Origin of the sequence: Pseudonocardia sp. DR1-2 (assembly GCF_023717215.1) — a bacterium.
GTDB lineage: Bacteria > Actinomycetota > Actinomycetes > Mycobacteriales > Pseudonocardiaceae > Pseudonocardia > Pseudonocardia alni.
The window spans coordinates 105,805-124,981 of record NZ_JAMQOF010000004.1; the positions used below are offsets into that span (position 1 = coordinate 105,805).

Sequence of the window (19,177 nt, forward strand, 5' to 3'; positions counted from 1 at the left end):
CGCCTCACGGGCTGCCCGCCGCGGCGGCGACGAGGTCGGCGGCCAGCATCCCCGCGACCACCACGGACGCGGCGAGCAGCGCCACCGCCGAGACCACCGGCAGGTCACGGGTGGCGACGGCGCCCACGAGCAGCTCCCCGAGCCCGGCGACCCCGAACAGCGTCTCGACGACGGTGCTGCCCGCGACCAGCGAGCCCGCGGTCACCGCGAGCACGCGCAGCGCGGGGGCCGCGACGAACGGACCGGCGTAGCGCAGGGCCACGACCGGTGCGGGGACCCCGCGCAGCACGGCGTCGCGCACGAACGGCCGCGCCGCGACGTCTTCGACGACCCCGCGCAGCTGGCCCGCGGCGAAGGCACCCGACGGCAGCGCGAGTGCGAGGACGGGCAGGACGAGCAGGTCGGGCCGGGCCCACGCGGGCTCACCGGGCGGCAGCAGCGACACCGGCGGGACCCAGCCCAGGACGCCGGACAGCAGCGTCGCGAGCCCGACCGCGACCACGACCGGGGGCACCGCGGAGCCGACCGCGGCGACGGCGGCGCCGCGCCGGCGGGCGAGCAGCGCGGCGAGCGGCACGGCCACCACCAGGGCCGCGACCACCAGCACGGCGGTGGTCCCGGCCCGTCCGGCGACGAGGTCGGCGACCGGACGGCCGCTGACCAGCGACCGTCCTGGGTCCCCGGTGAGCAGGCCGGCGACCCAGGTCAGGAACCGGGCGGGCCACGGCCGGTCCAGGCCCGCCGCGGCGCGCAGCTCCGCGAGCGCGGCCGGGTCGACCCGGCCGCCCGCCCGGACCGTCACGGCGTCGGCGGGCAGGACCGCGGTGGCGGCGGAGACCACCACCGCGGACCCGGCCAGCAGCCCGGCGGCCCGCAGGACGGCGCGGGCCGCCGCACGGGCCACCGCCCGCCTGCGGCCCGGCGCCCGGCCGGGTCGGACGTCGGTCATCGGTCGTGGTGCACCCGGTCGAGGAAGCCGGCGCCGAACCCGATCGCCGGGGACACCCCGGTCACCCCGGGTGCGGCGAGGTCGAGCCGGTCGCCGACGCCCCACACGAGGTAGCCGCCCTCGTCGCGCAGGCGGGTCTGAAGAGCCCCGAGCCCGGCGCGGCGCTTCGCGGTGTCCGGCTCGGCCAGCGCGGTGGCCAGCTGGGCGTTCCACGACGGGTCCGCCCAGGCGGTCTCGTTGGTCGGCGAGCCGGGGGTCAGCGCCACCCGCACCACGTCGAGGAAGGGGATGCCGCCGAGGAAGCTGACGTAGAACGGCTCGGCGCCGTAGACGGTGCTGAAGTAGGTGTCCGGCGGGCCGACCTCGATGCGCGCCCGCACCCCGATCTCGGCGAGCTGCTGGGACAGCAGGGTCGCCGCGGTGTCCATGCCCGGGTAGGCGGTGGTGGTGTGCAGCGTGACGTCGACGCCACCGGCCAGGCCGGCCTGCGCCATCAGTGCGCGGGCGCGGGGCACGTCGCGTTCGATCTGCGGGAGGTCGCGCGGGCTGCTCGGGTCGGTGGGGGTGATCAGGTCGTTGCCGAGCGTGCCCTTGCCGCCGAACACGGCGTCGAGCAGCTGGCGCCGGTCGACGCCGAGCCGGATCGCCTCGCGGACCCGGGGGTCGGAGAAGGGCGCGGTGTCGGTGCGCATGACCAGCGGGTACATCGTCGCGCCCGGTTTGCGGACCACGGTCAGGCCGGCGGCCGCGCCCTGGTCGGCGGCGGTGGGCGGGACGCTGCCGGCGAGGTCGGCCTCACCGGACAGCACGGCCTGGGCGCGGGCCTGCGGGTCGGCCAGCGCCCGCACCTCGATCACCCGGCTCGGCGGCCGCGGCCCCCACCAGGAGTCGTTGCGTTCGAACACGGTGGTCTGGGCGTCGGAGCGCACCGGCCGGAACGGGCCGGACCCCGGGACGAGGCCGGAGGTGAAGTCGGTGCTGCCCTCGGGTACCACGAACGTGGCGCCCATCAGCGCGGTGCCGACCTCGGCGTAGGGCGCCCGGGTGACCAGCGTCAGCGTGGTGTCGTCGGTGGCGCGGGAGGCGGCGAGGTCGAACATGGCCGTCCGGCCGAAGTTCTCCGCGGACTTCGACGCCATGCGGCGCAGTGAGAACAGCGCGTCGGCGGCCCGGACCTTCGCACCGGTCGTGAACACGGCGTCGTCGCGCAGCCGGACGGTCCAGCGGGTCAGCGTGGGGTCCGGGGTCCACGACGTCGCCAGCCGGGGCTGCGGGGAGCCGTCGTCGCCCGGGACGGTCAGCACGTCGTAGGTGAGCGCCATCCGCACGATGTCGCTCTCGGCGGGAAGCATCCCGTGCGGGTCGTCGACGGCCGCGCCGCCGGAGCCGGGTGCGACGTAGCGGACCGTGTCCGCCGGACCGGCGGCGGTGGGTGCCGGGGCCGCGCAGCCGGCGAGGACGGCGCAGGCCAGCAGGCCCGCGGTGAGCAGTCGTCTCATGCGATCCGTTCCAGGAGTGCGAGCAGCGCCGCGTCGATCGCGGCGCCGACGTCGGGGAGGGCGGGCCGGTGCAGCACGCCGTAGTGGTGGGCGTCGACGCCGACGGTGTGCAGCGGGCCGGCGAGGTGCGCCGACCAGCCGAGGTCGGGCCCGGCACCGGGCGGGGTGTCGTCGACGCCCATGCCGATGCCGGAGTTGCGGGGCGCCCGCCGGTCGGCGCGGACCAGGACGGTCGAGGTGCCGGTGGCCTCGAGTCGCCGCGCCCGGTGCGCGGCCAGCGCCCGCAGGTGCCGGGCCATCACCGCGAGCCGCCCGACGACGGCCGCGTCCGGTTCGGCCCGGCCCAGCAGGCCGTGGTCGCGCAGCCGGTCCGCGACGGCCGCGACGAGGTCGGGCGGGGCGCCGGGTCCGGTGAGACCGTCGGCGTCGAGGTCCGCCCCGAGGTAGGCCTCCAGCGCCCGCAGGTGCCGGACGGCGACGGCGCGGTCGAGCTCGGCCCCGGTGCCGGGGACCGGCCGGATGTGCGCCGGGTCGTTGGAGTCGACCATGACCAGGAGCGGGACGGACTCCCCCGCCGCCGTCAGCTGGACGGCCATCTCCTGGGCGAGCGTGCCGCCCATCGACCAGCCGCCCAGCAGCCACGGCCCGCGCCGTCCGGCGGCGCGCAGCGCGGCCAGGTGGGCGGCCGCGAGGGCGGGCACCGTCTCCGGCGCGTCGGGGTGCGGCACCGGGAGCGACAGGTGGGGGTCGGCGACGGCGAGCACGTCGAACCGGCGGTCGATCATCCGGGACAGCTCGACGTAGCAGAGCACGTCCCCGCCGGAGGGGTGGACGAGCACGAGCGCCGGCCGGTCCGGGTCGTCCCCGCCGCGCAGCGGGATGACCGCGTCGGCCGCGTCCGCACGCACCGTCGCCCCCCGGCCGGGCACCGGAGGGGCCGGAACCGGGGAGGGAGCCGGGCCCGCCGGGTCGAGGACGGGTCCCCAGGCCGCCGGGTCGGTGGCCAGCAGGCGTACCCGCTCGGCGTGCCGGGCGGTGACGGCGTCCAGCTCGTCGTCGGGCAGGACGCCCTCGGGGCCGTCCCACTGCAGCCGCAGCTCGCCCGCGACCTCGACGACCTGGTGGTCCAGCCACACCTGCGGGGTGGAGGACAGCGCGGCGACCTGCTCGCCGATCCACTCCAGGGACCGGCCGTCGTCGAGGCCGAGCGCGCTGGTGAACACCACGGGCACCCGGTGCACCGCGCCGGTGCGGGCGGAGCGTTCGGCCAGCACGTCGAGCGCGGAGGCCGCGCGGTGGTCGAGCTCGTCGAACAGCCGGGCCTGGGTGGCGGCGGCGCGCTCGGCGAACACCGGGTGCGGGGTCTCCGGCGTGCCGTGCAGGACCAGCGAGGTGAAGTCCCCAACGACGCCCGCGGTGCCCGGCGGGCGGTCGAAGAGCGTGAGGAGCACGCCGAACCCGCCCGCACCCGCCCACTCGGCGAGCACGTCGGTGAACGCGGTGAGCAGCACCGCGGTCGGTGTGACGCGGTGGCGGGCGGCCTGCGCGCGCAGCGCCGCATGGTCGGCCGGGGCGATCCGGTGGACCCGGCGGCGGAACCGCGGCGGCCGTCCGTCCGTCGACGCCGGCGTCCGGACCGGGAGCGCGGGCGGGCCGGGGACCGGCCGTCCGCGCCACCAGTCCGCGGCGGCACGGCCCTCCGGTCCGGCGGCGCGCGCGGCCAGTGCGGCGGTGCACGCCGCCGGGTGGACACGCGGCGGCGGCGGCAGCGACGGCGGCGCCTGCGGGGCGGCGGCGTCGGCGTAGGCGGCCCGCCACTCGTCGGAGACGATCCACCAGGACGCGGCGTCGCACACCAGTACGTCGACGCCGATCAGGACCCGTACCCGGCCCGCGGGGAGCAGGGCCGCCTGGATCGTCACCAGGGGCCAGCGGTCCGGCGGGCCGGGCCGGGTCGAGATCCGCTCGCGCAGCGACGCGAGCCGTGACTCCCGCCGCTCCGGGTCGGCGCCGGTGAGGTCGTGCACCCGGATCCGGTAGTGCGGGACGTCGTCGAGGACGCGGAAGCGGCCGTCGGCGGTGGCGACCACGCGCAGCATCGGGTGCCGGGCGACGACGACGTTCCAGGCGGTCTCCAGCCGGGGCACGTCGAGCCCGTCCGCGTCGTACTCCAGGTAGAAGTAGCAGGGCACGCCGCCGTCGTCGTAGCCGCCGTCGCGGCCGACCCGGTAGGCGTGCTGGACCCGGGTCATCGGGAACGTCCCGTCGGCGGCGACGCCGTCATGCCCCGCCGCGACCGGGTCCGGGGCCGTGGGGGCGGCCGCTCCCCCGGTCAGCAGAGCGGCCAGCCCGGCGACGGTGGGGGCGGCGAGCAGGTCGCGCAGGGCGAGCGCGACGCCGTGGCGGTCGTGCAGGGCCGCGAGCATCCGCGTCGCGAGCAGCGAGTGCCCGCCGAGGGCGAAGAAGTCGTCCTGCGGGTCGGTGACCGGGGTGCCGAACAGCTCGCCCCACAGCGCCGCGACCTCCCCCTCGACCCCGTCGAGGGCGGGCCCCGTGGGTGCGGCCGCGGCCCGGGGCCGACCGGCCGCGGCGATCCGGCGCGCCAGGGGCGAGGCGGTGACCGCCAGCTCGTCGACGGCGGGCAGGGCGAGCACCCGGTCGAGCGCGTCGCCGCCGGTGGTCGCGTCGAGCGCGGCCGATGCGGTCGCGCCCGTCCCGACACTCCAGCCGTCCCAGTGCACGGCCTGCCATCCCGGCCCGGCGACGGCGGCCAGCGCGGCGTTGGCCGCGGCGTAGGCCCCGGTGCCGACGCCGCCGAGCAGCGTCGCGACCGAGGACATCAGCAGCACGCGGGACGGGCGCCGGTCGGCGGGCAGCGCCGTGACCGCCCGGTGCAGGGCCAGTGCCCCGCCGAGCTTGGCGTCGAGGTGGGCGCGGACCCGTCCGGCGTCGAGCTCGCGGAGCGGGTCCAGCTCGGCACCGGCGAGCACCCCGGCGGCGTGGACGACGACCGACAGCGGCCCGTCGCCGGCCAGCTCGGTGAGCAGGGCCGTCGTCGCGGCGGGGTCGGTGGCGTCGACGGCGCGGGTGCCGTCCCGCCCGGTGCGGGAGGTGACGACCACGCGGTGCCCGGCCGCGGCGAGGCGGTGGGCGACGACCTGCCCGACCGCGCCCGCGCCGCCGATGACGACCGCCGTCCCCGGTGCGGGGGCGGCCGCGGGGTCCGGCTCGGCGTCCCAGCCGCGCAGGGCGAGCCGCCAGCGGGTGCCGCCGCGCCAGGCGGTCACCGCACCGGCGCCACCGGCGGCCAGGGCGGCGGCCTCGGCCAGGACGAGCCCGGCCTCCCGGTCGGTTCCGGGACCCGGCCCGGCACCGGAGCCGGTGTCGGCGCCGGTGTCGGCGCCGAGGTCGGTGGTGGCCCAGGCCAGGCCGGGCCGTTCCTGTCCGAGCACCCGCGGCAGCGCACGCAGTGCGGCCGCGGCGGGGTCGGCCGGGCCGTCGGCGGCGATCCGGGCGCCGCGGCGGGTCACCAGCAGCAGCCGCGGCGCGTCGTCGTCGGGGAGGTCGGCGGCGTGGGCCCCGAACCCGGCCACGGCCGTCGCGGGGTCGGCGCCCGGGTCCGGGCCGACGACGATGACGTCCGGTCCGGGGGTGAGCCGCTGCCGCAGGGTGTCGGCGAGCGGGCCGTCGCCGAGCACGGTCCATCCCCCGTCCGGCCGGCCGGTCACCGGGGCGACCGGCTCCCAGGTGAGGAGCTGCAGCGGTTCGTCGGGCGCGGTGCCGGTGGCCTGCTCGGGCGGGTCGATCCAGTGCCGGGACCGGGTGAAGGCGTAGCCGGGCAGCACGACGCGGCGGCGTCCGGACCCGGCCGGGGTGCCCGGCTCGACCGGGACGCCGTGTGCCCACAGCCGTCCCAGCGCGGCGCGGGCCGCGGCGGTCTCGTCCGGCCCGGTGGCGTCCGGCCCGGTGGCGCCCGGCCCGGGGTCGAGGAGCGGCACGGTCGCGACGACCCCCTCCGCGCCGGTGGCGAGCCGGGACAGTGCGGTGCCCGGTCCCACCTCGACGACGACGGCGGGCCCCTCCCCGACGGCGGCCGCCAGGGCGTCGGCGAACCGCACCGGGCGGCGCAGCTGCCCGGCCCAGTGCGCCGCGGTGCCCAGCTCGGCGCCGGCGAGCCGGCCGGTGACGGTGCTGGCGACCGGGATCTGCGGGGCGCCGCCGGTCAGCCCGGCGAGCGCCGCCTCCAGTCCGGCCAGCTCGGCGTCCATCGCCCGGGAGTGCATGGCGGCCGACACCGCGAGCGGGGCGTGGCCGACGCCATCGGCGGCGAGGGCAGCGGCGAACGCGGTCACCTCGGCGGCGGGACCGGACACCACGCAGGCCGAGGGCCCGTTGACCACGGCGAGGTCCAGCGCGCGGGGCAGCCGGGCCGTGAGCGCGTCCTCGGACAGGCCGACGGCGAGCATCGCTCCGCCGCCCGCGGCGCGGGACGCGGCGAGGCAGCGGGCCGCGACGAGCCGGGCGGCGTCGGGCAGCGCGAGCGCGCCGCCCACGGTGGCGGCGACGCACTCGCCGAGGCTGTGCCCGACCAGCGCGTCCGGGCGGGCACCCCAGCTCCGCAGCAGCGCGGCCGCGCCGACCGAGACCGCGAACAGCGCGGGCAGCCCGAACGCGGGGTCGGCGACCCGGTCGGCGGGCCCGCCGGGGTCCAGCGCGTCGGTGACGTCGGCACCCAGGTGCGGGGCGAGCAGGGCGGCGGCCTCGTCGAACGCGGCGGCGAAGACCGGTTCGTCGCGGTGCAGCCCGGCCGCCATCCCCGGCCGGGGACTGCCGGCACCGGGGAAGGCGAACACCAGGCGGGGGGTGCCGGCGTGGACCGGTGCGGCCGCGGCCAGCGCGGCGGGCCCGACGCCGACGACCCGGTGGGGCAGCGCGACCCGCCCGCGGGCGAGGGTGTGCGCGGCGTCGGCGGGCCGCACCCCGGACGGGCCCGAGGTCAGGGCGGCGGCCACCCGCGCGGCCGTCGCCCGCGCGGCCTCGGCGGTCGCGGCGGACACGCACAGCAGCTGCGGCCGGGGGTCGTCGGCGGCCGGGGCCCGCTGCGGGGCCGGCCCGAGGACGACGTGGGCGTTGGTGCCGCCGATGCCGAACGAGCTGACACCGGCGTGCACGGGTCCGGTCCACGGCGCGCAGACCGCGGGGAGCCGGAACCGGCTCCCGTCCAGGCGCAGCGCCGGGTTCGCCGGTTCCGCGTGCAGCGTGGCGGGGACCCTCCGGTGCGCCACCGCCAGCACGGCCTTGATCAGCGACGCGACGCCCGCCGCGGAGTTGGTGTGGCCGATGTTGCCCTTCACCGAGCCGAGCGCGCACGGCTCACCGGTGTCGCCGAGTACCCGGCGCAGCGCGGTGACCTCGACCGGGTCGCCGAGCGGTGTCGCGGTGCCGTGCGCCTCGACCAGGCCGATGTCGGCGGGGCCGAGCCCGGCGACGGCGAGCGCCTCGGCGACGACGCGGGCCTGGCCGCGTACCGACGGCGCGGTGAACCCGGCCTTGTCGGCGCCGTCGTTGTTGACCGCGGTGCCGTGCACGACGGCGTGGACCACGTCGCCGGAGGCGAGCGCGTCGGACAGCCTGCGCAGCGCCACGACGCCGACGCCCTGGGTGTAGACGATCCCGCTGCCCGCGGCGGCGAAGGGCCGCACGTGCCCGTCGGCGGAGAAGATCCCGCCGGGCACGTGCACGTAGCCGCGGCCCTGCGGCACGATCAGCGACACCCCGCCGGCGAGCGCGGTGTCGGACTCCCCGCTCAGCAGCGACTGCACGGCCAGGTGCACCGCGACCAGCGAGGTCGAGCAGCTCGTCGACACCGCCACGGCCGGCCCGGACAGTCCCAGCCGGAAGGCCGTCTGCAACGGCAGGTAGTCCGGCTGGGTCGCCATGGCGGTGGCGAGGCTCCCGAGCGGGTCCGGGCCCGCGCCGGTGGGGTCCCACCGGTCGGCGAGGTTGGAGGCCAGGTAGCTCGACTGCATGGACCCGGCGAACACCCCGACCGCTCCGGCGTCCCGGACGCCGCCGTGCCCGGCGTGGTCCAGGGCGTGCCAGGCGGTCTGGAGGAACAGGCGCTGCTGGGGGTCGAGCAGGTCCGCCTCGGCCCCGGTCAGCCCGAACGGGGCCGGGTCGAAGCGGTCCTGGTCGGAGAGGATCCCGGCGACGGGGACGTAGCCGGGGCGCTCGCGCAGGGCGCGCGGCACGCCGCCCGGGTCGACCCGGGTGAGGCCCTCGCGGCCGTCGACGAGCAGCTGCCAGAAGGCGTCGAGGTCGTCGGCCCCGGGGAACCGGCACGCCATGCCGACGACGGCGACGGGCTCGTGCGTGTCGCTCATCCGGCCACCGCCGCGGCGCGGGCGCGGGCGGCGCGGCGGCCGGCGGCGCGGCCGTCGCCGGGCTGCGGGGCCGGCGGGTCCGGCACCGGTGGGGGTGCGCCCGCCCCGGTCGGCTCCGTCGCGGCCGCGGTCGCGGTGAGGTGCCGGGCCAGGTCGCGGACGGTGGGATGGGCGAACAGGTCGACCACCGTGAGCTGCGGGTCCAGCTCGACCAGCCTCCGGTGGGCCAGGACCAGGGTCAGCGAGGACGCACCGAGCTGGAAGAACGGGGTGCCCACCTCGACCGGTCCGCCGAGCAGGTCGCTGAACACCCGCGCGACGGTCCGTTCGACGAGCGGGTCCGGGGATCCCGTGGCCGCGGGCGCAGAGGCCGGCGCGGGGGGCGCGGCCGGGGCCGCCGGGGCCGTGACCGGGGCGGTGGACGGGGCGGTGGACGGGGCCGGGGCGGTGGACGGGGCCGTCACCACGAGCTCGACGAGTCCGTCGGCGGGTGTCCGTTCGGCGACCGTCGCGCCGTGGGTGCGGAGCTCGGCGCACAGCCGCTGCACCCACGGCGCGGCGACGGTGAGCGCGTCGACGGGACCGATGCCGCCGCAGCCGACGGTGAGCCGCAGCTCGATGCCCTGCGGCGGGACCGCGGGCCATCCGGGGGCCAGGTGCTCCCGCCCGCCCGCCGTGGCGGCCGGGGCCGCGCCGGCCGACGGGACCGTGGGAGCGGGGGCCGGTGCCGGGTCGGCGGGGGTGGCGGTCTCGGAGGCCGCTGCCGGGGACACGACCGGAGCCGCGGTCGGGGGCACCGCGGAGGACGGTGTGGACCGGGCGGCGAACGGGTTCGGCAGGGCGGTGTGGTCGACCTTGCCGTTGGCGGTGATCGGCAGCTCCCCCAGCACGACGAAGCGGTTGGGCACCATGTACGGCGGTAGCGCCGCGCGCAGCGCGGCGGCCAGCTCGCCGTCGCCGGGCGGGGTCGCCGGGTCCGCGGGCACCACGAACGCGACCAGCCGGGGCCGGTCGTCCGGGCCGCGGACCGCCTGGGCGACGGCGTGGCGGACCGCGGGCAGCCGGTCCAGGGTCGCCTCCAGCTCCCCCAGCTCGATCCGGTGGCCGCGGATCTTCACCTGCCGGTCGGTACGGCCGAGGAACTCGATGGTGCCGTCCGGGCGCCACCGTCCGAGGTCACCGGTCCGGTAGACGCGGGTGCCGGTGGTCGGGTGCACGGCGAAGCGGGCCGCGGTCTGGTCGGGGTCGCCGACGTAGCCCTCGGCGAGCCCGTCGCCGCCGATGAACAGCTCCCCGGGCCGGCCCACCGGGCAGGGCCTGCCGTCGTCGGGGTCGAGGACGTGGAAGCTCTGGCCGCCCAGTGCGCGGCCGTAGGGGATGCTCGGCCAGGCCGGGTCGACCGCGTCGACCGGGTAGGAGATCGACCAGATCGACGCCTCGGTGGCACCGCCGAGACCGATCACCCGTGCCTGCGGGGCGAGCGCGCGCAACCGGTCGGGCAGGGTCACCGGGATCCAGTCGGCGGACAGGAAGACCTGGCGCAGCGAGGCCAGCGCACGCCGCGTCGCGTCGGGCTCGATCTCGGCGTACTCGACGAGCATCTCCAGCAGCGCGGGCGCGGTGTTCCACACGGTCACGCGGTGGGCCGCCATGAGGTCCAGCCAGTGGCCGGGGTCGCGCTGCCGGTCGGCGTCGGGCAGCACGACCCCGCCGCCGGCGCCGAGCACCGAGAACACGTCGTAGACCGACAGGTCGAAGCTGTACGCCGACAGCGCGAGCACCCGGTCGTCCGCACGCAGCGGGTAGCGGGCCTCGAGGTCGTCGAGGGTGGTGCGGGCGGCGCGGTGGGCGATCCCGACGCCCTTCGGGGTGCCGGTCGACCCCGAGGTGAAGATCGCGTAGGCGAGGTCTCCCGGGTCAGGGCGGCGCGGGGTCGCGGCCTCGCCGTCGAGGACCCCGTCGGCGTCGAGGACGTGGGTGCGCACCCCGTCGGGCCACGCGGTCGTGTCCCCCGGCGCGACGAGCGCGTGCCGCAGGCCGGAGCGGGCGCAGACCGAGGCGATCCGTGCGGCGGGCCACGACGGTTCGACCGGGACGTAGCCCGCGCCGCTCGCGAGGACCCCGAGCAGGGCGGTGACCTGCGCGGTCCCCTTCTCCACGCAGACCGCGACCAGCTCGCCCGGCCCGGCTCCGAGACCGGCGAGCGCGGCGCCGGTGCGGTCCGCGCGGGCGGCGAGCACGTCGGCGGCGACGCAGCCGCGGGCGTCGAGCAGCGCGGGGCGGCCCGGCCGGACGGCGGCGCGCCAGGGGTCGTCGAGGAGCGGGCCGTACGCGGTGAACGGGTTCGGGCCGACCGGCCCGGCCGCGGCCGTCGACGGGTCGTGTCCCAGGGTGGGGTCGGTCCAGGCGGCGGGCTCGTCGGCGAGCCGGCGCAGCAGCGTGTGGTGGGCGTCGCGGAGTCCGGGCACGAACCCGGCGGGCAGGGTGTCCGCCCGCAGGTCCCAGTGCACCCGGAGCACGCCGCCCGCGTCGTGGACGATGTGGTCGAGCAGCACCTGCGGGGTCTGGGAGATCCCGAAGACCTCCTCCCCCAGCCAGTCCGTGGCCGCCGGACCGTCCCCGGTGAGCCCCAGTCCGCTGGTGAACACCACCGGGTGCGCGGGGGCGGGCAGCCCGGTGCGCGGGTCGCGCGGCCCGGCGGTGCCCGCGGTGACCTCGACCCCGGGCACCGACCGGTGCTCCAGGTCGGCCCAGAACCGCCGGTTGACGCGCTCGGCGAACCCGGCGAAGCCGTCCCAGGTGCGCAGGTCCGGCGGCTCGACGGCGACCAGCACGGTGCTGGTGAAGTCGCCGACCACCCGGTCCAGTCCCGGGGTGTCGTCACCGGCGGCGACGTCGTCGCGGTCGAACAGGGTGGTGTTGAGGGCGAAGGGCTCCTCGGCGCCGAAGCGGTGGAGCACGAACGCGAACGCGGCGAGCAGCGCGCCGGTCGGGCTGAGCCCGTGCCGGGCCGCGGCGGCGCGCAGCCGGCTCCACGCGTCGGCGTCGAGGACGGCGGTGTGCCGGGTCATGCGGGGTGCCGGGTCGCCGGGCGGGTCGGTCCACGGCAGCCCCGTCCACGGCAGGGCGGGTCCGGCGGGCAGCGGCGCGCGGTCCGCCCAGTAGGCGCGGTCGCGGTCGCGGCGCGCCCGCTCGGCGGGATCGGTGGTCGTCCGCGCGGTGAGGGCCGCGAAGGTCGTCGGCAGCGACGGCAGCGCGACGTCCGGGTCGGCGACGACCTCGCCCCACTCCCGCATCAGCACCATCCAGCTCGTGAGGTCGAGCGCGAGCACGTCGATGCCGATGTGCAGGCGGGTGCGCCCGTCCGGGAGCAGCGCGGCCCGCAGGTCGTGCAGCGGCCACGTCCCCGGCTCGCGCACCTGGTGCGAGCACTCCTCGCGCAGCGCGCCCAGCCGCACGTCGGGGTCGGGGTCGGTGCGCAGGTCGGCCGTGGCGATCCGCGTCGCGGGGACCTCCGGGAGTACGCGCTGGCGGCCGTCGTCGCCGACGACCATCCGCAGCATCGGGTGCCGGCGCACGAGGACGTCCCAGGCGGTCGCGAGGCGGTCGAGGTCGGCGAGCGGGTCGCCGTCGGGAACCCGGTCGAACTCCTGGTACCAGAACGTCGCGACCCCGCCGAGCGGGAACGCCGGGTCCCGGCCGACCAGGTAGGCGCTCTGCACGGCGGTCAGCGGGAACGGGGTGCCGTCCGGCGGCGACGCCGGTGCGGCGGTGCCTGCGGTCGGCGGGTCCGCCGTGGGAGCGGGCTCCCCGGCGGCCGTCCCGGCCACCGTGCGTGCGGTCGCGCCGCCGAGGAAGTCCGGCAGCGGCAGGCTGAGCCCGGTCTCCTCGCGCAGCCGCCGGCGCAGCCGCACGGCGGTGAAGGAGTCGAGGCCGAGCTCGGTCAGCGGCACGTCCGGTGGGAGCTGGTCGGGCCGGTCGAGCACCTCCGCGAGGCAGGCGAGGACGTCGTCGAGCCGGACCGTCATGCGGTTGTCCCTTCGGGGTGCGGGAGTTCGGGGCGGTGGCGCACGCGTCACACGGGTGGGTGACGAGCTCGGCGCCGGAGCGACTCTGACCTTATTGAGTCTGATTGTCAATATCGTCTAACGTCTCGGGCATGACCGCCCCACCGACCGCCGACCACACCGCCGAGATCACGACCGTCTGGTCCGAACTGCTCGACCTGCCCCCCGCCGAGATCCCCGACGACGTGGGCTTCCTCGTCCTCGGCGGTGACTCGGTACTGGCGGTGCGCATGTCGGCGCTGATCCGGCAGCGCCTCGGCGTCGCGCTCGGCCTGGCCGAGGTCCGGGTCGACACCACCGTCGGCGAGATCGCCGCACTGGTAGCCGATCGGGTGAGCGATCCGTCGACCGGGTCACTCCCCGCGATCACCCGCCGTCGCGCCGACCCGCACGCCCCGTTCGCCCTGCTGCCGCTGCAGCAGGGCTACTTCGTCGGCCAGCAGGACGGCTGGGAGCTGTCCTACGCCTCGGCGCACTACTACGTCGACTACCCGCTCGACGGCATCGACGGCGACGAGGCGGCGGAGGCCCTCACCGACGCCCTGGAGCGGCTGGCCCGGCGTCAGCCCGGCCTGCGCGCCCGGGTCGACGCCGACGGCCGCCAGTACGTGCTGCCCACCGGGGCGCCGGGGGCGCTGCCGGTCCCGACCGTGCTGGACCTGCGCGACGCCGCACCGGAGGAGATCGACGCCCGGCTCGCCGCGCTGCGGGACCTGATGAACGTCAGCGGGCCCGACCCGATGTCCGGCCCCGGCCTGGACATCCGGCTGACGCTGCTGCCCGGCGACGCCGGCCTGCTGCACGGCGCGTTCAGCCTGCTGCTCTTCGACGGTTGGTCGGCCGGCGTGCTCACCCGGGAGCTGCTGGCACTCGCCCAGGACTGGAACGCGGTGCTCGACCCCCTGGAGATCGACCCCGGCGACTACGTCGAGGCGGTCGGGGCGCTGCGCGGCACGCGCGGCCGGACCGCCGACCGCGACTGGTGGTGGGAGCGGATCGACGCGCTGCCCGCCCCGCCCGCCCTGCCGCTGGTCGTCGACCCGCAGGAGGTGAGGCCCACGGTCATGCAGCACCGCGAGTTCCGGCTCGACCCGGCCCGCTGGGCGGCGCTGCGCACGGCCTGCCGCGACCAGCGGGTCACCCCGGCAACGGCGCTGCTCACGGCGTTCTCCGTCGTGCTGGCCCGCTGGTCGGGGCACCGGCGGATGCTGCTCAACTCGCTGCAGACCGGACGCCTGCCGCTGCACCCCGACGTGCACCGCATGATCGGTGGCTTCGCCACCACCATGCTGCTGCCGGTGGTCCCGGAGGCCGGGGTGCCGTTCGCCGAGCTGGCCCGGTCCGTGCAGGGGACCTTCGCCGAGCACGCCGCGCACATGCTCGTCCCGGGCGTCGAGGTGGCCCGGGAGGTCGGGCGGCGGCGCGGGACCCACCGCCCGGTGGCACCGGTGGTGTTCCAGTCCACGATCGGGATGGACGCCGCGATGGGCAGCCCGCTGCCGAGCGAGGCCGGCCCCCTGGGCCGGGTGCGCGCCGGGGACTACACCCACCACCTGCGCACACCGCAGGTGGCGCTGGAGACCCGCTGCTTCGAGATCGACGAGCAGCTCGTCCTGGTGTTCTCCCTGGTCGCGGAGCTGTTCGTCGACGACGAGGTGACGGCCGCGTTCGCCGAGCTGGTCGAGCTCGCGACGGCGCTGGCCGACGGACCCGGCTGGGACGCCGTGCCGGAGCTGCCCGAGGCCCTCGACCCGGTCCCCGGGGAGGGGCTGCGCATCGGCGCGCTGCCCGGGACCGGTCGCACGCACGCTCCCGGCCCGCCCGCGGACGGCGCGGAGCAGACGGTGGCCGAGGTGTTCGAGGACTTCCTGGAGGTCCCCGTGCTGGACCGCACCGTGCACTTCTTCACCGCGGGCGGCGACTCGCTGCTCGCGATCCGGGTGCTGGCCCGCCTCGCCGCCGAGCTGGACCACCCGGTGCCGGTACGGGCCTTCCTCGCCGACCCGACGGTCGCCGGGGTCGCGGCGGCCGGACGGGCCTCCTGATGGCCGGAGCCCCGCGTCCGCTGGTCGCCGTGCTGGGCGCGTCGGGGGCGACCGGGCGGGCCGCGGCCGGGCGACTGGCCGCGACGGGCCGGGTGCGGCTGCGGCTCGGGGCCCGCGACGCGGGCGCGCTCGCCGCACCGGCGGCCGCGCTCGGGGCCGAGGCCGTGGGGGTCGACGCGGGCGACGCCGACGCCCTGGCCGGGTTCTGCGCCGGCGCGGCCGTCGTCGTGCAGTGCGCGGGACCGTCGCTGCGGCTCACCCCGGCCGTGCTGGCCGCGGCGCTCGCCGCGGGGGCCCACCTCGTCGATCCGGCCGGCGACCTGGACCCGTTCCCGACCGGCGACCGCTGCGTCGTCCTGGGCACGGGGGTGGTCCCCGGGCTGTCGGGGCTCCTGCCGCGCCTGCTCCCGCCGGGGGCCCGGCGGCTGGACCTCTACGCCGGTGGCGCCGACCGGCTGACCCCGGCCGCGGCGGCGGACGTGCTGCTGTCGGTCCCGCCCCGCTACGGGCTGCCCCGGGCGCTGTGGCGCGACGGCGGACCCGTCGAGGCCGCGCTGGCGGTGCAGCCCGCGGTGTCGCTGCCGGGCTTCGACGGTCCGGTGCACGCCGTGCCGCTGCTCACCGCCGAGGCGCAGCGCCTGGCCGCGGACACCGGTGCGGCGCAGCTGCGGGCCTACTCGGTGTTCCCGGGGCCGGGGCTGCCGGACACCCTCGCGTCCGCCTGGGCGTCGGGCGACCCGCTGGCGCACGTCGACGCCGTCATCGCCGCCGCCGACGCCGACGTGGCCGCGCACGGCGTCGCCATCACCCTGCTCGCGTCGGCGCGCTACGCCGACGGGGCCCGCCGCACGCTGCTGCGGTCCACCGACTCGCTCGCCCTGACCGGCGCGTTCACCGCGCTCGCCGTCACCGACGTGCTGGCGGGCCGGGTTCCGCACGGGGTCGGCCGGGCCGCCGAGGTGCTCGACCCGGTGACGACGGCCGCCCGGCTGGCCGCCGACCCCTCGGTGGACGAGCTGCGGTACTGACCCGGGCGCCCCGGACCGCGTCCGGGGCGCCCGCCGGGCTCACCCCTGGCCGGGGGCGACCGGCAGACCGGTCCGGAACAGCTCCTGCTCCAGCCACACCGCCGCGGCGACGCCGCTCCCGGCGCCCACGCTCACCAGCGTCACGCCGTCGGGCAGCCCGGGCTGCCGGGCCGCGTCGCCGGCGGCGGAGACCCCCGGGACCGAGGTCCGGCCGCACTCGTCGACGGCGATCGTGCCGTCGTCGAGCACGGTCGCGCCGAGGCTCCCGGCCAGCGCGGTGCCGGGGCGGGTCGGGGCGCGGTGGTAGATGCCGTCGCGGGCGAGGGTGGTGCCGTCGGCGAAGCGCAGCTCGAGTGCGCCCAGGTCGCCGTCGATCGCCGTGATCGGGGACTCCACGACCCGCACGCCGCCCGCCTCCAGGTTCGCCGCGACCCAGCCGGGCAGCTCGGCGGGGCCGTGGGTGGCGAGGACGACGTCGTCGCTGAACCGGTCCCGCACGTAGGCGGCGAGCATCCCGGCCAGGCCGTTGCCGATCACCACGAGCGCCATGCCGGTGGTCTCGTAGCCGTGGCAGAACGGGCAGTGGAACACCGAGCCGCCCCACCGCTGCGCCAGCCCGGGCACGTCGAGCGGCTCGTCGACCTGGCCGCCGGCCAGCAGCAGCCGGCGCGCCCGCACGACGGTGCCGTCGTCGAGGTCGAGGGCGAAGTCGTCGAGGGCGCCGCGCACGCCGGTGACCCGGCCCGCCCGGCGGGTCACCGTCGGGTAGGCGTCGACCTCCGCGCGGCCGTCGGCGAGCAGCTGCGCCGGGTCCCCGCCGTCGCGGCCGAGGTACATGTGCATCTCGGCGGCCGGGGCGTTGCGCGGCTCGCCGGCGTCGACGAGTAGGACGCGACGCCGCTGGCGGCCGAGCACGAGGGTCGCCGACAGGCCCGCGGGCCCACCGCCGACGACCACCACGTCGTAGGTGTCGTTCACGCGTTCTCCAGTTCCGTGCGGACGGCGGGCAGGACCTCGGTCGCGAGGCGTTCGACGTTGGCGAGCACCGCGTCGCGCTCGCCGGAGGACTCGACGTGCAGCAGCACCCGGCCGGCCCCGCCTCCCCGGACCAGGTCGACGAGCCGGCGGACACAGAGCTCGGGCGGCCCGATCGGCTGACGGGCGAGGATGCCCGCGGCCAGCTCGTCGGGGGTGGGCCGCGGGCCGCGGTACTCCTCGACCATCACGTACTCGGCGTAGCCGGAGGCGAACACCGGCGCCAGCCGCTCGTGGACGACCCGTTCGGCCTCGGCGACCGAGTCGGTGACATGAGCCAGGGCCGCGGTGCCGTGCACCGGCCGCGCCGCGGTGAGCTGCTCGTAGTCGGCGACCAGCCGTGCCTGCTCGTCGGCGGTCTGGGAGAAGAAGAACAGCATCGGCAGGCCGTGCCGGGCGGCCAGCTCCACCCCGGTGGCCGAGGTCGCGGCCACGTGCACCGGCGGGTGCGGACGCGTGTACGGCTCCGGGCCGGGTGCGACCTCGCGGAACCGGTAGTGCTCGGAGTCGGCGGACACCCGCCCGGTGAAGGAGTCGAGGACCAGGCCGAGCGCCTCGGGCAGCCCGGTGCGCCACCGCTCGATACCGGTGCCGAGGACCTCGTGGTCCACCACCGGCCCGGCCCGGCCGACGCCGAGGTCGAACCGGCCGCCGGAGAGCTGGTCGAGCAGCGCCGCCTGCTCCGCGACGTGCACCGGCGGGTGCGTCGGCAGGATCGTCACCGCCGTGCCGACCCGCACCCGCCGGGTGCGGCCGAGCAGGAACGCGGCCAGCGTCGTCGCGGAGGGGTTGACGCCGTAACCGGTCAGGAAGTGGTGCTCGGTGGTCCACACCGACGCGAACCCGTGCGCCTCGGCCGCCTGCGCGACGTCCGCGGCCAGCGCGAACACCTCGGTCGCGCTCTGCCCGGGGAAGCGGTGGGTGAACAGCATGACGCCGAACGACGGAGGGGACACGCCTTAACAGTAGCGGATGTCGTTATCGACTGATGGTGGTCGGTGGCCCGGTGCAGGGGGCCGGACCGAGGGGCGCAGCGGGACCTCCGGCCCGTCCCTCAGGGGTCGTGGCGGGGCAGGCTGCGCGTGTCGGCCGACGGAGGGATCACGATGGGCCAGCAGGACGACCGCACACGATTCCGGCTCGACGCTCCGCCCGAGACCGTCGACGACGACCCGCCGCTGCACGCGGTCGTGGCCTCGCGCCTGGTCGCGGTCACCCCGCAGACCCCGGTCCGGACCGCGCTGGACCTGATGCTGGCCCACGACGTCCACCACCTTCCCGTGTTCGCAGGTCCGCGCTGCATCGGCCTCGTGACCGAGTCCGACCTGCTCCGGGGCGTCGCCGCCCAGTGGGGTCCGCTGGGCCAGGCCGTCCTCACCGTCGCCGAGGTCCACGGCCCGGTCGCGGTACTGCCGTCCTCGGCGCCCCTGTCGGCGGCCGCCGCGGCGATGGCGGCCGACGGGCGGGACGCCGTCCTCGTCGCGGACGGCGACCGGATCGACGGCATCGTCACCGCCTCCGACGTCGTCGGCGTCGTCGCGCGCCGGACCGGTCCCGTCCCGGGAGGGGTCCCGGGACCACCGATCTAGCTTCGGTCCGTCCGCAACGACGACCGGCGGCGCACCCCGGAGGTGACGCCGCGACGAGGCAGGAGATCAGATGACGAAGCGACTGGGCATCCTCATCGGTGGAGCGGCGATCGCCATGGGTGCATCGCTCGCCGTGGCCGCACCCGCGTTCGCGGAGACGGTCGGCTACTACAACAACAAGACGGTCTGCCAGCAGCAGGGCGCGAAGATCGTCAACGCGGCCCCGGGCGCCCCGACCACCTTCACCTGCATCGGGAACGGCAACCCCACCACCGACTCCACCCGCTGGGAGCTGCGGGTCTACTGATCCCTCCCCGCGGCCCCGCGGTGCCGGGTGCCGGGTGCCGGGTGCGTGCCGCACCGGTTGCTCCCGGGGACTCCCGAGACGCGAAGCGCGACCCGAGCCACCGGACAGCCACCCGGCGCGGCGGGGCCGCCCGGGGAGAGTCCGCCGGCCGACCGACGGACGCCGATGCGGGGCCGCGGCCGCCTCGATCACCTCGGTCTGCAGGCGGCCTCCCCCCGGGCCCTCGCCACGATCCGGCAGCGGCTGGTCGACGCCGGCACCGTCGACGGCTTCGG

The 19,177-nt window shown here is 78.0% G+C and carries 10 protein-coding genes; 4 read left to right on the plus strand and 6 right to left on the minus strand.

What is annotated here, in order from left to right; all coding sequences use genetic code 11:
- Positions 1–4: 4 nt before the first annotated feature.
- Genes ND486_RS12715 through ND486_RS12740 form a run of 4 tightly spaced genes read right to left on the minus strand, consistent with a single transcriptional unit; the run spans position 5 to position 12,859 of the window.
- Complete coding sequence (locus tag ND486_RS12715) at positions 5–949, minus strand: ABC transporter permease subunit (RefSeq protein WP_251784518.1); 945 nt, start codon at positions 947–949, stop codon at positions 5–7.
- A complete protein-coding gene (locus ND486_RS12720) occupies positions 946–2,448 on the minus strand; it encodes an ABC transporter substrate-binding protein (RefSeq protein WP_251784519.1) in 1,503 nt (500 codons plus the stop codon). Before ND486_RS12720 ends, ND486_RS12715 begins: the two co-directional genes overlap by 4 nt.
- Complete coding sequence (locus ND486_RS29065; RefSeq protein WP_285898644.1) at positions 2,445–8,831, minus strand: type I polyketide synthase; 6,387 nt, start codon at positions 8,829–8,831, stop codon at positions 2,445–2,447. The genes ND486_RS12720 and ND486_RS29065 overlap by 4 nt, the downstream gene beginning before the upstream one ends.
- Positions 8,828–12,859, minus strand: a complete 4,032-nt coding sequence (locus ND486_RS12740) for an amino acid adenylation domain-containing protein (protein ID WP_251784520.1) — start codon at positions 12,857–12,859, stop codon at positions 8,828–8,830. Before ND486_RS12740 ends, ND486_RS29065 begins: the two co-directional genes overlap by 4 nt.
- 131 nt (positions 12,860–12,990) lie before the next feature.
- Between ND486_RS12740 and ND486_RS12745 the strand changes: the two genes are divergently transcribed.
- Entirely contained in the window at positions 12,991–14,943 is a 1,953-nt protein-coding gene (locus tag ND486_RS12745; protein ID WP_251784521.1) for a phosphopantetheine-binding protein, read from the plus strand.
- Positions 14,943–15,971, plus strand: a complete 1,029-nt coding sequence (locus tag ND486_RS12750; RefSeq protein ID WP_251784522.1) for a saccharopine dehydrogenase NADP-binding domain-containing protein — start codon at positions 14,943–14,945, stop codon at positions 15,969–15,971. The genes ND486_RS12745 and ND486_RS12750 overlap by 1 nt, the downstream gene beginning before the upstream one ends.
- A 39-nt stretch (positions 15,972–16,010) precedes the next feature.
- Here the strand turns inward: ND486_RS12750 and ND486_RS12755 are convergent, their stop codons facing one another.
- The gene (locus tag ND486_RS12755) at positions 16,011–16,949 is read right to left on the minus strand and encodes an NAD(P)/FAD-dependent oxidoreductase (RefSeq protein WP_208824926.1); all 939 of its coding nucleotides are present in this window, start codon (positions 16,947–16,949) and stop codon (positions 16,011–16,013) included.
- The gene (locus tag ND486_RS12760) at positions 16,946–17,962 is read right to left on the minus strand and encodes an LLM class flavin-dependent oxidoreductase (RefSeq protein WP_251784523.1); all 1,017 of its coding nucleotides are present in this window, start codon (positions 17,960–17,962) and stop codon (positions 16,946–16,948) included. The genes ND486_RS12755 and ND486_RS12760 overlap by 4 nt, the downstream gene beginning before the upstream one ends.
- Before the next feature lie 150 nt (positions 17,963–18,112).
- Here ND486_RS12760 and ND486_RS12765 point away from each other — a divergent pair, with 150 nt between their 5' ends.
- Together ND486_RS12765 and ND486_RS12770 are read left to right on the plus strand one after the other, a co-directional pair.
- Entirely contained in the window at positions 18,113–18,595 is a 483-nt protein-coding gene (locus ND486_RS12765) for a CBS domain-containing protein (protein WP_251784524.1), read from the plus strand.
- A gap of 70 nt (positions 18,596–18,665) precedes the next feature.
- Positions 18,666–18,902, plus strand: a complete 237-nt coding sequence (locus ND486_RS12770) for a hypothetical protein (RefSeq protein WP_251784525.1) — start codon at positions 18,666–18,668, stop codon at positions 18,900–18,902.
- Positions 18,903–19,177: the final 275 nt, after the last annotated feature.

Excerpts from the sequence above, each read along its gene's own strand:
- ND486_RS12715 (WP_251784518.1), bottom strand. The coding sequence starts at position 949 with ATGACCGACGTCCGACCCGGCCGGGCGCCGGGCCGCAGGCGGGCGGTG.
- ND486_RS12720 (WP_251784519.1), bottom strand. The coding sequence starts at position 2,448 with ATGAGACGACTGCTCACCGCGGGCCTGCTGGCCTGCGCCGTCCTCGCC.
- ND486_RS29065 (WP_285898644.1), bottom strand. The coding sequence starts at position 8,831 with ATGAGCGACACGCACGAGCCCGTCGCCGTCGTCGGCATGGCGTGCCGG.
- ND486_RS12740 (WP_251784520.1), bottom strand. The coding sequence starts at position 12,859 with ATGACGGTCCGGCTCGACGACGTCCTCGCCTGCCTCGCGGAGGTGCTC.
- ND486_RS12745 (WP_251784521.1), top strand. The coding sequence starts at position 12,991 with ATGACCGCCCCACCGACCGCCGACCACACCGCCGAGATCACGACCGTC.
- ND486_RS12750 (WP_251784522.1), top strand. The coding sequence starts at position 14,943 with ATGGCCGGAGCCCCGCGTCCGCTGGTCGCCGTGCTGGGCGCGTCGGGG.
- ND486_RS12765 (WP_251784524.1), top strand. The coding sequence starts at position 18,113 with ATGGGCCAGCAGGACGACCGCACACGATTCCGGCTCGACGCTCCGCCC.
- ND486_RS12770 (WP_251784525.1), top strand. The coding sequence starts at position 18,666 with ATGACGAAGCGACTGGGCATCCTCATCGGTGGAGCGGCGATCGCCATG.